The organism is Psychrobacter sp. UBA3068 (assembly GCF_002366815.1).
In the GTDB taxonomy this organism is placed as follows: Bacteria; Pseudomonadota; Gammaproteobacteria; order Pseudomonadales; family Moraxellaceae; genus Psychrobacter; species Psychrobacter namhaensis.
This window is the reverse complement of sequence record NZ_DFBY01000024.1, coordinates 19,107-31,742: the sequence shown is the minus strand read 5'-3', so window position 1 is coordinate 31,742 and position 12,636 is coordinate 19,107. Positions and strand designations below refer to the sequence as shown.

The 12,636-nt window shown below is 46.5% G+C and carries 10 protein-coding genes; 5 read left to right on the top strand and 5 right to left on the bottom strand.

Features of this window, described 5'->3' with window-relative positions; all coding sequences use genetic code 11:
- Window positions 1-86: 86 nt before the first annotated feature.
- From cysW to sat, 5 genes are all read right to left on the bottom strand, one after another.
- Window positions 87-1,022, bottom strand: coding sequence for a sulfate ABC transporter permease subunit CysW (gene cysW, locus B2P60_RS06090; protein ID WP_198333592.1), 936 nt, complete (start codon window positions 1,020-1,022; stop codon window positions 87-89).
- Between the two features lies 1 nt (window position 1,023).
- Complete coding sequence (gene cysT, locus B2P60_RS06085) at window positions 1,024-1,908, bottom strand: sulfate ABC transporter permease subunit CysT (RefSeq protein ID WP_193005011.1); 885 nt, start codon at window positions 1,906-1,908, stop codon at window positions 1,024-1,026.
- A 213-nt stretch (window positions 1,909-2,121) separates the two neighbouring features.
- Window positions 2,122-3,213: a sulfate ABC transporter substrate-binding protein gene (locus B2P60_RS06080; RefSeq protein ID WP_286740019.1), complete on the bottom strand. Its 1,092-nt coding sequence runs from the start codon at window positions 3,211-3,213 to the stop codon at window positions 2,122-2,124.
- Window positions 3,214-3,418: 205 nt separating this feature from the next.
- Window positions 3,419-4,441, bottom strand: coding sequence for a sulfate ABC transporter substrate-binding protein (locus tag B2P60_RS06075; protein WP_414706630.1), 1,023 nt, complete (start codon window positions 4,439-4,441; stop codon window positions 3,419-3,421).
- 424 nt (window positions 4,442-4,865) lie between these two features.
- Window positions 4,866-6,104 (bottom strand): sulfate adenylyltransferase, encoded by a 1,239-nt coding sequence (gene sat, locus B2P60_RS06070; RefSeq protein ID WP_230710096.1) that lies wholly within the window; start codon window positions 6,102-6,104, stop codon window positions 4,866-4,868.
- A 326-nt stretch (window positions 6,105-6,430) separates the two neighbouring features.
- On the opposite strand from sat, the gene B2P60_RS06065 reads away from it, so the two are divergent.
- The 5 genes from B2P60_RS06065 to cysG all read left to right on the top strand — a co-directional run bounded on the left by B2P60_RS06065 (window position 6,431) and on the right by cysG (window position 12,621).
- Window positions 6,431-8,116 carry a nitrite/sulfite reductase gene (locus B2P60_RS06065; RefSeq protein ID WP_198333595.1) on the top strand — a complete coding sequence of 562 codons (1,686 nt, stop codon included), beginning with the start codon at window positions 6,431-6,433 and terminating at the stop codon, window positions 8,114-8,116.
- Window positions 8,109-8,705 (top strand): DUF934 domain-containing protein, encoded by a 597-nt coding sequence (locus tag B2P60_RS06060; RefSeq protein ID WP_286740016.1) that lies wholly within the window; start codon window positions 8,109-8,111, stop codon window positions 8,703-8,705. Before B2P60_RS06065 ends, B2P60_RS06060 begins: the two co-directional genes overlap by 8 nt.
- 63 nt (window positions 8,706-8,768) lie before the next feature.
- Entirely contained in the window at window positions 8,769-9,407 is a 639-nt protein-coding gene (locus B2P60_RS06055; RefSeq protein ID WP_193005021.1) for a phosphoadenosine phosphosulfate reductase family protein, read from the top strand.
- Between the two features lie 298 nt (window positions 9,408-9,705).
- Complete coding sequence (locus B2P60_RS06050) at window positions 9,706-10,656, top strand: acetyltransferase (RefSeq protein ID WP_286740014.1); 951 nt, start codon at window positions 9,706-9,708, stop codon at window positions 10,654-10,656.
- A 366-nt stretch (window positions 10,657-11,022) separates the two neighbouring features.
- Window positions 11,023-12,621, top strand: coding sequence for a siroheme synthase CysG (cysG, locus tag B2P60_RS06045; protein WP_286740011.1), 1,599 nt, complete (start codon window positions 11,023-11,025; stop codon window positions 12,619-12,621).
- The last annotated feature ends 15 nt before the right edge of the window (window positions 12,622-12,636 follow it).

Sequence of the window (12,636 nt, the reverse complement as noted above, 5' to 3'; positions counted from 1 at the left end):
ATCTCTTATTATACATTTTGGCTTATCGTGGCATATTGTTTCATGGTGACGACGTCAGTGGTATTGAATCAAACCCTATCACTTATTTAAACCGCATCACTTTTACTTTCTGCGACGGTCGCATTGGCACTTACTGGTAGCTCAGGCGCACTTGCTAGTCGCTCGGACTTGGCAAACTTACGCTCTTGTACTTTGGTCATCACTTGCTGAATAAGTAACGTCACTAACGCCAGCGCCGCAAGTAGGCTCGATAAGGCAAAAGCGGCGGTAAAGTTATAATCATTATAGGCAATCTCAACCAACAGCGGCATGGTATTGGTTTCACCGCGAATGTGACCTGACACCACACTGACCGCGCCAAACTCACCCATTGCTCGCGCGTTGGTCAAAATCAAACCATAAAGCAACGCCCACTTTATATTTGGCAACGTGACATGCCAAAAAGTCTGCCAACCCGTGGCGCCCAAGGTCAAGGCGGCCTGCTCTTCACTATCGCCTTGCGTCTGCATCAGTGGTATCAGCTCACGGGCCACAAATGGAAAAGTAACAAACAGTGTCGCCAAAACAATACCGGGGACGGCGTAAATTACCTGAAAGCCCATGCTCTCAAGCCAGCCACCCACAGTAGAATTCAGCCCGAATAGTAAAACAAACATCAAGCCTGCTACGACGGGAGATACAGAAAACGGTAAATCCAGTAAGGTGGTCACCAGCTGTTTGCCTTTGAACTGATAACGTGTGACCAACCAAGCGATCGCTATGCCCATCACCATATTAATGGGCAGAACGATAGCAGCAGTAATTAACGTCAGCTTGATGGCCTGCATGGCCTCAGGGTCGACAAGCGAGGCGATATACAACTGCCAGCCATTCTTAAAGGCTTCATAAAACACGGCCAGTAATGGGATGACCAACATGATAACCATAAATAGCACAGCGATGACGATAAAGGTACGGCGTAACCAAGGAGTGTCTTTGGTTGCCGGATTGCTTTGGTAGTCGTAGCTATTGGATATTTGCATGTTAGCGAGCTCCTACACGGCGCGACAGCTTCCACTGTACAATATTAATGGTTAACAAAATAACAAATGAGATCAGCAGCATAAACAACGCAACAGCCGAGGCCCCTTGAATATCAAATTGCTCAAGTTTGCTGATGATAATGAGCGGTAAAATCTCCGACTGCATCGGAATATTGCCTGCGATAAAAATCACCGAGCCATACTCACCAGTAGCCCGCGCAAACATCATTCCTGCGCCCATTAATAAAGCGGGCAACAGCTCGGGCAAAATCACTTTTCGAAACGTGGTTAAGCGATTGGCACCCAATACCGCGGACGCTTCTTCAAACTCAACCGACAGCTCTGCTAAAACAGGCTGTACCGCGCGGACAATAAAAGGAAAGCTGACCACAACCAAGGCCAACCAAATCCCTATCGGCGTAAAAGCGACCTGAATATCAAACTTGGCGAACCATTGTCCTATTAGGCCGTTAGGGGCATAAAGCGTGGCAAGCGAGATGCCCGTGACTGCCGTTGGCAAAGCAAAGGGTAGATCAACCAACGCATTGATCAACGACTTGCCCCAAAACTCGTACCGAACGAGCACCCAAGCGACTAATGTACCGAACACCATATTGGTCAGCATCGCTAAAAATGACATCCATAAGCTCAGCTTGATCGCAGCAGTGACCTGCGGCTGGGTAATGGTTTCCCAAAACCCTGTCCAGCCCATTTGTGTGGTGGTATAAGCCATCATGGCAAACGGCAGCACCACCAATAACGATAAGCTAAAGACAGTAATACCCATACTCAGGCCAAACCCTGGCAACACATTGCGTTGACGCAAACGTGTCAGCCATCCTTTTTTCAAAGGGGGCTTACTGGCAGAAGAAGATGTTGCACTCATAGTGATGTCCTATTGCCTATCGGATGGTACTTAACGTAAGACCATGTTGTATCAAGTTGATGATTAATCTGTCTGTTTTATAAAGGGCCATGTTATAAAGGACATAGCGCAAATGACCATGTCCTTTATGGGGTTTTCATGAGTGACTGCTCATACGTATGAGATGACACCCATTGCTAGTACATTCACGGCTCTTATGAGCGTCACAAGCGGTTATTGCGGCGCATTAACGGCTAACTGATCGAACACACCGCCATCGCTGAAGTAAGTGCCCATGATTTCATCCCACGACCCAAACGCGTCATTCGGGCGGAAGGTTTCAACTGGTGGTAATTTATCACTGTTTTTATCCAGCACGCTTTGAACGCTAGGGCGTAGGTATAGATCGGCTGCCAACTGCTGAGCAGGCTCGCTCCATAAGTAATCAAGATAGGCTTTTGCCGCTTCAGTCGTGCCTTTTTTGTCGGTCACTGACGTCACAACCGCGACGGGGCTCTCTGATTTGATAGAGTAATCTGGATAAACGATGTCTACTTGACCGGCGCCAAAGTCAGTCGCGGCAAGATTGGCCTCATTTTCAAAAGTCACCAAAACATCACCAATACCGCGTTGAACAAAAGTAGTGGTGGCTGCACGCCCGCCATTTTCATAAACCTTGACGTTTTTAAGCATGTCTTTTACGTAGTTTTTCGCTGGCGCTTCTTCGTTATTAAAGGCATGTAAACCGTAACCGTAAGCCCCTAAAAAGGCATAGCGACCATTACCCGTCACTTTTGGGTTGGCCATGACAATCTCAACTCCTTCTTTGGTCAAGTCTTCCCAATCATTGATGCCTTTTGGATTGCCCTTACGTACCAAAAACACGATGGTACTGGTAAACGGTACGGCGTTATCTGGGAATTTACTCTCCCAATCTGATTCAACCAAACCCCTCTTCTCAAGTAACTCAATATCAGAGCCTTGGTTCATCGTCGCGACATCCGCTTGCAAACCATTAGCAATCGAGAGTGCTTGTTTGCTTGAGCCGCCATGTGACTGCTTAATGAGAATATCGCTGTCTGGATTCTCAGCTTTATAGTGCTCAACGAATAGCGGGTTATAGTCTTTATAAAAATCACGGGCCACATCATAAGAGACGTTTAGCAGCTCGATGTTTTGACCCGCTGCCGTACCATCGGCAGTAGCAGTCGTCTCTGTCTGTTCGCCATTGCTACAGCCAGCAAGACCCAAGGTCAATGCAACGCCTGCAATACTCAAGACGTTAAGTGCTTTACTTTTTTGTTGATAACGCGCGGCGTATGTCATAAGTCCCTCAAAAGTGTCTGTTAGGTAATGTCAGTATGCTAACAGCGCCATCTTATTATGTTTAATGATGAATATGCGTATGTTATTGCCAAAACGGAATAACAAGCCAGTAAGTATAAAGTTATCAATCAGTTGCCAAATATCTGCAAAAGCGTACCCAATAGATAACCACAGCTTGGCTGGGCTACGCCTTTAAAGTCAGCCGCTACTCTACTCGTGCCAGCTGATCAAAACGCCCGCCATCAACAAAGAATGTCGCCATAATCTGCTCCCAAGAGTCAAAGACCGTCACAGGATCAAAGGTATTGATGGCAGGTAAGGTGTCTTTGTGAGCAGCTAGAATTTTTTTATCACTGGGGCGTAAATACATGTTTGCCATAAGCGTTTGTGCAGGCTCATCCCACAAGCCTTGTAGGTAGGTATTTGCGGCTACAGTCTTGCCATCTTTATCAGTGGTCGTAGCGACTACCGCCACAGGATTATTAATCAAAATAGAATAGCTTGGATAGACAATATCGACTTGTCCTTTGGCAAATTGCTTGGCAGCCAAATGGGCTTCATTTTCAGTTGTAATCAGCACATCGCCCAAGCTGCGCTGAGTAAAGCTGGTGGTCGCTGCACGCGCGCCATTGTCATAAGTGACCACGTTTGCCAGTACTTTTTTGATAAAATCATCGGTTTTGGTATGGTTTTGTGGGTTTTCTTTAAAATGATGCAGGCCATAACCATACGCCCCCAAAAATGCGTAGCGCGCCGTACCGCTGGTTTTCGGGTTGGGTATGACCACATCAACATCACTGCGCGCTAAGTCTGTCCAATCTTTGATGTTTTTTGGATTGCCATCACGCACCAATAGCACCATGGTACTGGTATAGGGTACCGCGTTGTTTGGTAGCGCTTGTTGCCAGTCGGTGGCAACCAAGCCCTTTTCGACCAGTAGGTTCACATCGCTTTCTTGGTTAAAGGTCACCACATCCGCTTGCAAGCCATTCGCCACAGACATTGCCTGTTTGCTTGAGCCACCGTGCGACTGCTTGATATCTAATTTACTACCCGGATTTTTTTGCTGATAGTCCTGACTAAAAAGGGCGTTATAGTCTTTATAAAAATCACGCGACACATCATACGAGACATTTAATAAGCTGATGTTTTGCTGCTCGTGTGCTGTCGTTGATCCATCCTGTTGTGAGGCGTCGTTAGAGCTGCAGCCAATTGCGAGTAGTGACATTGCTAGAACGCCACTTATACTCAGCCTGCGTGTTTCAGTCATTTTTTTAGTGATGGGTTGCATAAATGTTCTCAATAAAGTTAACAGAACCACTTTTTCAAAATACCGATAAAGGTATAAAACCGATAACGCCTTGATTGCGACTCTATGAATGATGAGAACTATGCTAGCAGCTTGTTTGTCAAAGGCTTAATGATGAATCCGCTTATCGAGTGGTTAACTTGGCATAAGTAACTTTGTTATTTATGCCCTATCGTGATTACTAGAGGCCGTTAAATCAAACTCAGTAAATCCGTCTAAGAGGATTCTGTGGGGACAAAGCGCCCTCGAACCTGTATTTTCAATAAAAAAAGGGATCAGACGATAAGCCTAATCCCTTTTTACTTCTTATTTACTTCTGAATATGTCGTCAGTGCCTATACTCTTATACTGCCGAGGCGCCAGTTAATTTCACCTCAGCACGTTCCTCGCGAGCGATACCAGCATAATACTGGCGCAAAATCTCCAACACTTCCGGACGGCTAAAGTTATCTGGCACGTCTTCATCTTCTGATAGAGCCTTGCGCAACTTCGTTCCTGACACTTTGACGTGCTCAGAGGCCTCATGCGGACAAGTTTTATCAGATGCCATGGCGTTACAGGCATTACACCAAAACGTCCAGCCAATTTTTAATGGTTGGGTAATCAAGTCGTCTTTACCAACATAGTCAAAGATAGTTTGCGCATCAAAAGCGCCATAGTAATCGCCAACGCCAGCATGGTCGCGGCCCACAATCAGATGGCTACAGCCATAGTTTTGGCGAAAGACTGCGTGCAATAGCGCTTCGCGTGGTCCAGCATAACGCATGTCTAATGGATAGCCGGCCTGAATGACGGTATCTTGTCTAAAGTAGTTGTCAATCAGGGTTTTAATCGCTTCTTGACGTACTTCCGCTGGAATATCACCGGGTTTTAGCGCCCCTAATAATGAGTGTATCAGCACCCCATCACAAATCTCGATGGCAATTTTGGCTAAGTATTCGTGTGAGCGATGCATTGGGTTGCGAGTTTGGAAGGCTGCAACTGTTTTCCAGCCTTTGGCATCCAAAATCTCACGCGTCTCAGCAGGAGTTTTATAAATCTCTGGATACAAGGTTGGGAACTCGCCTTCACTTAACACCTCAACACTGCCTGCGACATTGATGTCACCTTGGTTCAACACTTGCTGTACACCTGGATGCTCTGCGTCTGTCGTTGTGAATACTTGCTGACATTCGTGCTCTTTATCAATGGTATAAGTTTCTTCAACCGTTAAAATCCCCATCACCTCGCCATCTTTTGCCACCAAGGCCACTTTGTCACCTTGGCTCAAACTGTCAGCAGTTGCCTTAGGCGCAGATAAAGTGATAGGAATGGGCCAAAACAAGCCCGCGTTGTCACCACTTTGCAAGCGCATGTTATCTACCACGCCTTGCCAGTCGGCTTGATTCATAAAACCGTTCAATGGGGTAAAACCACCGATACCAAACATAATCAAATCACCACGCTCACGAGAGCTTAGGGTGATGGTCGGCAATGTGCGGGCAAGTTTTAGCGCTTGGATACGTGCCTCACCACTTAACAACAGTGGTTTTAGCTCGTTGCTGCCATGCGGGGAAACAAGTTTTGATGTGGTCTGATTCATATGGATTTTAAAACCTCAAGAAAGGAATGGACGGGAAAATTAAGCAACAACGTAAGAGGACGCCATGAGCGGATGGTTAGCGCGCAAGCGATCATACGTTCAAGTTAGGTGTTAAATTCGATAAGCATAGGCTACCTAACTTTCTTTATGAAAATTTATGCTGTGTTTGGATATGGATATGTCTGAAAGGAATTTATGTTTCAAGTCTCAAGCTTATATGATGGTAAGCTGAATTATTCATCATGCGATTGGCAATAAAACCTATTACACACGCAAATCATTATCAATGCTGCCTTTAAGCTTAAAAACAAAATTGAGATTACGTCATGTATCAATATAATTACGCTGACCAAACCTTAGTAGAGGAACGTGTCGCCCAATTTCGCGACCAAACGGAACGGTTTTTGGCCGGTGAGCTGCCAGAAGAACAGTTTTTGCCGCTACGTCTACAAAACGGTCTTTACATTCAGCGTTATGCGCCGATGTTGCGCATTGCGATTCCTTATGGCCTTTTTGCAAGTTATCAATTGCGTAAGTTGGCAGAAATCACCCGCAAATATGACAAAGGTTACGGGCACTTTACCACTCGTACCAACATTCAGCTGAACTGGCCAAAACTTGAAGAAGTGCCAGACATCTTGGCAGAGCTGGCCTCAGTACAGATGCACGCAATTCAGACCTCAGGCAACTGTATTCGTAATACCACAACCGACCCTTATGCCGGTATCCACCAAGAAGAAATTGCCGATCCGCGTCCTTATTGCGAGATTATTCGTCAATGGTCAACCTTTCATCCTGAGTTTGCTTTTTTGCCGCGTAAATTTAAGATCGCGGTGGTTGGTACTGCCAATGACCGCGCAGCCACTCAGGTACATGATGTCGGCCTACATGTAAAAACCAATGACGAAGGCGAGCTTGGTTTTGAAGTGTTGGTGGGTGGCGGGCTTGGTCGTACGCCTGTGATTGGTAAAGTGATTAATGAGTTTTTGCCGCGTCGTCATCTGCTGAGTTACTTAGACGCTATTTTGCGCGTTTATAACTTACACGGTCGCCGTGATAATAAGTACAAGGCTCGTATCAAGATATTGGTTGACAGCATGGGCGGGCCCGCCTTTGCTAAATTGGTCGATGCTGAATGGCAAGCCCATACCAAAGACGGCCCCCTTACCTTAACCGATGCCAATTTTGCCACTGCCAGCAGCTTCTTCACTGAGCCCGACTACCTGACCTTTGATGCGCTCCAAACGCAGAGCGAGTTGCAACAACAACTTGATGGCGATAAAGACTTTGCCAATTGGTATCACCAAAACACGGTGGCACATAAAGTTGCGGGTTATCGCGCTGTGGTGATTTCCCTAAAAGCGGGACTGGTGGACGGTCGCTACGTGCCATCAGGTGATTTGAGCGAATCACAAATGGATGCACTTGCTGATCTTGCCGACAAATACAGTTTTAGTGAATTGCGTGGTACCTATCAGCAAAACTTGGTATTTGCGGATGTGCAAACCAATCAGCTTTACGAATTATGGCAACAGCTGTCTGAGCTGCATTTAGCTCGTGCCAATATCAACACGCTCACAGACATGATTGTCTGCCCAGGCTGGGACTATTGCTCACTGGCCAATGCCACCACCCATAACATCGCTGAGCAAATCGAAAAACAGTTTGATGATCTCGACTACCTTTATGACTTGGGTGAGATTCGCCTTAATATGTCTGGCTGTATGAACGCCTGTGCCCACCACCATACGGGTGACATTGGTATCCTGGGAGTCGATAAAAAGGGCGAGCACTGGTATCAGATCAGCCTTGGCGGCAACTCCAGCAATGATGCCAAAATCGGCAAGATATTGGGCAAAGCGGTGCCAGCCACCGATGTGGCAATTACGCTACAAAAGATATTAGATGTCTATTTAGAACAGCGCGTCAGCAATGATCATGAGGTAGAACGCTTTGGTGATTTGGTCGATCGTGTCGGCATTGCACCCTTTAAGGAGAAGGTCTATGGGTAATCATCATGTATTAAACACTGCAGGCGCCGATATCAGTCAAAACGATACATGGTTGGCGCTTCACACCCATGAGTTGCCAGACGGTATTGCCCTGTCTCATATCACTTTGCTTGAGCTACTACACAAACAAGAAAAACGTGAGATCGTACTACCGCTTACTGACTTATTAGATACAGAAGGTCAGCTCGCTGGCGGACTATTACAAGAGGTACGTGAGTTAGTCAGCCAGCATGCCAGTCGTATGGGCGTTTGGGTGACGTCCGATAGCGATACAGAGGCACTGGTTGGTTTGTCAGAATTTTTATTACAGCAAGATTTGATTGTTATTCATGTGCCAGCTTTTACCGATGGACGCGGCTTTAGTTATGCCCAAACCCTACGCCACATTGGCTACCAAGGGGAGATTCGCATGGCAGGCAAGTTTGGGCGTGACCAGATTGCTTACTTACTGCGGGCGGGTGTCGACAGCTTTGTGCTCAGCGAGCACGACATGCAGTCTATCTCTGACATCACTCAAGCATTTAATGCGCTTGCCAGCAGCTATGACGGCCGAGACGCCGCCGCGTTACCGATGTTTTCGGGTGCTTAATATTATGACCACACCTATTTTAGTTTAGCCATTTTTACCCTAACCACCATTAAGGAACGTATCATGAGTCAGTTACATCCCAACCTAGATATCGATCAAGCCAACCAAGACCTACAAGGCAAGTCGCCCGAAGAAATCGTTGCTTGGGCATTAACACAAGCGAAAAACCCAATTATTACAACCAACTTCCGTCCTTACGAGTCAGCGATATTGCATTTGGTTGCCAAGCAGCGTCCTGATATCACCGTACTGTGGGTGGATTCAGGCTACAACACCGATGCCACCTATCAATTTGCCAATAAGGTTATCCGTGACTTGAACTTAAATGTGATCACGTACATTCCTAAGCAGACGGCGGCGCATCGTGACGCGACCATGAACGGTATCCCAGGCATTGATAACCCGCAGCATGATGAGTTCACTGATCAGGTAAAACTAGAGCCGTTCCGCCGTGCCCTAGATGAATTAAAACCTGATGTTTGGTTCAATGCCATCCGCAAAGATCAAACCGAGTTTCGTCAAGGTCTTGACGTGCTTAGCCTATCAAAAGATGGCGTATTAAAAGTCGCGCCATTGTTTGAGAAAACAGACGCGGATCTAGATGTTTATCTAGAAGAGCATGACTTGCCAAATGAGTTTGATTACTTTGATCCGACGAAAGTAGAAGAAAGTCGTGAGTGTGGTTTGCACACACAGCTGTAGATAAACACCGAATAAAAAGTAGTGTGAAGAAAAAAGAAGCGATGATATGAGAATCATCGCTTCTTTTTGCGTTCAGGACGTCGTTTGAGGCTGTTGAGGTTGCTTGATAAGGGCGCGCTACAATAAGCTATTATTAGCTGACTCATGGCGCGCTCCCTGCTTTTTAACGTTTTTTTAACGTTTTATCGTCGCCCATTGAGGTATTCTATGGTTTGTTTTCGAGGTTTGCGTGTCATTGCCTACCCCTTAACGCTAAATCAGGAATGTTTTGACGCATTCATCAATACGGATATCTGTTATGCCCTCTCTAAAAAAGATCGATTCACTCTACGAAAAGCTTCATGATAAATTTCCTCCAGTCGGCAAAGCCGCCTCTTTTTTGACTGGTACTGGCGTCCTCACCGCCAATAGTATGGGGGTGGGTCTGCCCATCTGGACGTTGGGGGCGGCTAAAATGTTGACCGGATCAAAACATGCTGATAAGGCCCTAATTGCGATTACCAAATACTGGATCAATAGTAATAACGCCGTGATTGACCATGTACTACCGCACAAAGACTGGCGTATTTCCTTGCCTGACGATCTTAGCGAAGACAAACAATACCTACTGATAAGTAACCATCAGTCTTGGGTCGATACCAGTATCGTACAATACATCAGCCAAGACCGATTGCCTTTAACGCGGTTCTTCACTAAATTTAACCTGATCTACATTCCCGTCATTGGCCAAGCCTTTTACTTCTTAGACTTTCCGATGATTAAACGCTTCTCTCCCAAAGCAATGGCAAAGAATTCTGACCTTAAAAAGCAAAATTTGATTGAGGCCAAGCGTGCCTGCCGTCAGTTAAAAAACAAACCTTTTGCCCTCCTCAACTATCTAGAAGGGACGCGCTTTACGTCAGAAAAACACGACCAGCAAAACTCACCTTATCAGCACTTATTAAAGCCACGAGCGGGCGGTTTGTCGTTAGCGATTAACGCATTAGGCGATCAGTTGGACTCAATTTTAGACATCACTATTGTGTACCCAGATGGCACGCCTGACTATGATGATTTATGGAAAGGCAATATTCGCCGTTTGGGCGTCGATGTAACCCGTCTGAAGATACCCGATGCGTTATTCGCTGCGATCATGGATGGCGGTTATGACCGCGATGAAGCCACTAAAAAAATGATGTTTGATTGGTTAGAGGATATCTGGCAACAAAAAGATGCCCGCATTACCAAAATGCTGAATGAGTTTGAGTAAGCTTTTGTTATACGGTTAAAGATCGTTTATTGGTTTTTTGCGAAAATGCGTACACTATTCTGCCCGCATCCCCTCAATAGTGTATGCATTAATCAAGTCAAACTACAAAATGAAACGCGCGCAATCGATGTATCTTCAACAATCAATGATGGCTCATTGATAATAACTGCCATCTTTAGCACCCAGCTATCTGCGTAGTCTCTTTACTCCTTTTCTCTTTAACACTTACTTATCTATTCCTTTTCCCATCAAAAACTGTCATTATCATGACAAAAACGAATATGCTAATGCCAATTCACTACGTGAGAGTGCCTCTGCAATCCCTCATAATGGCGGCATCTTTTAAATAAAATAAATGGTGACACTATGAACACCTTCCCGCTGTTTTTTAAACTAGAAGAGCGCAAAGTACTTATCGTGGGGGGCGGTGAAGTGGCGCTACGTAAAGCTGACTTACTCAGCCGTGCGGGTGCGTGTATTACTGTGCTAGCGCCATGTATTAGCGATGAGATACAAGCATTATTAAGCCCCAACAAATACGAGGCCAAGCATGAACTGATTTATGAAAACTATAATAAAGCGTATATGTCAGGGGCGCGCGTTATCATCGCCGCCACTGACGATGAGGCGCTCAATCATCAAGTTCATGCCGATGCCAGCGCGCTGAATATTCCAGTAAACGTCGTCGACACCCCTCATTTATGCGATTTTATTTTTCCCGCGATTATAGATCGTAATCCGATCGTGATTGGTATCTCATCCAACGGCAAAGCGCCCGTACTCGCCCGTCTACTGCGGGCGCGTCTTGAGACGTTGATTCCACAAGGCTATGGCAAGCTAGCCAAGCTGGCTGGCGAGTTTCGTGCTGAAGTAAAAGCCAAAATACCTACCCTGACAGGACGTCGGCAATTTTGGGAGCGTGCATTTGAAGGGCAAGTCAGTCAGCTGATGTTTGCTGGTAATGAGAATGAAGCGGCCGCGCAACTGCAAGTCGACTTAGATCGGACAGCAGCAGCCATACGTGAAAAAAGCGCGGCTGAGCAGACAGCGACTATCCCGGTTAACTCTGACGACACAAGAGAAGCGCAAACCGCGATAGGCGAAGTTTATATCGTTGGTGCAGGCCCTGGTGACCCAGAGCTCCTCACGTTTAAGGCGCTACGATTGATGCAACAAGCGGATATTGTCTACTATGATGCCTTGGTATCGCCCCAAGTGTTAGACTTGTGCCGCCGTGATGCCGATAAAGTGTTTGTCGGTAAAAAACGCAGCAATCATGCAGTGGCACAGCTCGGTATCAATGAATTACTGATCAACAGCGCCAAAAAAGGTCGCCGTGTGGTACGTTTAAAGGGCGGCGATCCCTTTATTTTTGGCCGCGGCGGCGAAGAGATTGAGAGCCTACAAGCGCACGGTATCCCTTATCAAGTGGTGCCTGGTATCACCGCTGCCAACGCTGCCGCAAGTTATGCTGGCATCCCCCTAACCCACCGCGATCATTCGCAGTCGGTACGCTTTGTTACGGGCTTTTTAAAGGCGGGGGCGCCCAATAACAACTTTAAAAGCTTTTTGAATACCGATGAAACCGTGGTGTTTTATATGGGCCTGCATTCACTAGCACGGTTGACCGAAGGGTTGATTGATGCTGGGCGCACTGCTGAGACACCCATCGCAATCGTCTCTAACGCTAGCATGTCCAATCAGCAAGTATTGACCGGAACCCTTGCAACGATAGTCGCCAAGCAAGAGCAAGCACAGTTGCCAACGCCGGCCTTACTGATCATGGGTGATGTGGTCAGCTTACACCACGACTTGTCTTGGTATAATCAGTCCAATCAAAACAGTGATGACACAGCGGATAACTGGCTACGTGAAGGATCCTTTGCTAGCAATAAAGACACGAAACCGTTGGCGCGCCAGCAAGCGCATGCGCTATCTATGGTGGCTAATATTTCGGCACCGTAAAAAACGGGTGGGCAA